Below are 1,260 nucleotides of genomic sequence, written 5' to 3'. Positions count from 1 at the left end.
GAATGAGACCGCGACCCTGACCGCGACCGGTTGTAGTGGGGGCACCATCAGCTGGAGCAACGGGGGCAGTGGGACCAGTATCACAGTTCCATCGGGGACAGCCGGGACCTATAGTTTCACGGCAACGTGTACTGTAAGTGCCAATGGCAAGGCCTGTAGTGCGAGTGATGCAGGCAAGGTGACAGTGAATCCACCGGTAAGTGTACAGGTAGCAGATATAGTGGTATGTCTGAATGAGACCGCAACCTTAACGGCGACCGGTTGTAGTGGGGGCACCATCAGCTGGAGCAACGGCGGCAGTGGGACCAGTATCACAGTTCCATCAGGAACAGCGGGGACCTATAGTTTCACGGCAACGTGTACTGTAAGTGCCAATGGCAAGGCCTGTAGTGCGAGTGATGCAGGCAAGGTGACAGTGAATCCACCGGTAAGTGTACAGGTAGCAGATATAGTGGTATGTCTGAATGAGACGGCGACCTTAACGGCGACCGGTTGTAGTGGGGGCACCATCAGCTGGAGCAACGGCGGCAGTGGGACCAGTATCACAGTTCCATCGGGGACAGCCGGGACCTATAGTTTCACAGCGACGTGTACCGTGACCCTGAATGGCAAGGCCTGTAGTGCGAGTGATGCAGGCAAGGTGACAGTGAATCCGGGAGTAAGTGTACAGGTAGCAGATATAGTGGTGTGTCTGAATGAGACCGCGACCCTGACCGCGACCGGTTGTAGTGGGGGCACCATCAGCTGGAGCAACGGCGGCAGTGGGACCAGTATCACAGTTCCATCGGGGACAGCCGGGACCTATAGTTTCACGGCGACGTGTACTGTGACCACCAATGGCAAGGCCTGTAGTGCGAGTGATGCAGGCAAGGTGACAGTGAATCCTCAAGTGACAGTAACGGTAGAAGATATAGTGGTGTGTCTGAATGAGACGGCGACCTTAACGGCGACCGGTTGTAGTGGGGGCACCATCAGCTGGAGCAACGGGGGCAGTGGGACCAGTATCACAGTTCCATCGGGGACAGCCGGGACCTATAGTTTCACAGCGACGTGTACCGTGACCCTGAATGGCAAGGCCTGTAGTGCGAGTGATGCAGGCAAGGTGACAGTGAATCCTCAAGTGACAGTAACGGTAGAAGATATAGTGGTATGTCTGAATGAGACCGCAACCTTAACGGCGACCGGTTGTAGTGGGGGCACCATCAGCTGGAGCAACGGCGGCAGTGGGACCAGTATCACAGTTCCATCGGGGACAGCCGG

General features: G+C 56.3%; 2 protein-coding genes. Both read right to left on the bottom strand.

Annotated elements, in window-relative coordinates; translation table 11 throughout:
- Positions 1-108: 108 nt before the first annotated feature.
- A complete protein-coding gene (locus tag H1R81_RS27260) occupies positions 109-279 on the bottom strand; it encodes a hypothetical protein (RefSeq protein ID WP_181843919.1) in 171 nt (56 codons plus the stop codon).
- Between the two features lie 60 nt (positions 280-339).
- Positions 340-510 (bottom strand): hypothetical protein, encoded by a 171-nt coding sequence (locus H1R81_RS27255; protein ID WP_181843919.1) that lies wholly within the window; start codon positions 508-510, stop codon positions 340-342.
- Between the last annotated feature and the right edge of the window lie 750 nt (positions 511-1,260).

The sequence above is a fragment of the Emticicia sp. BO119 genome (genome assembly GCF_013912375.1).
GTDB lineage: Bacteria > Bacteroidota > Bacteroidia > Cytophagales > Spirosomataceae > Emticicia.
Note: the sequence above shows the minus strand (reverse complement) of the source record. Positions and strands in the feature narration are given on the sequence as shown.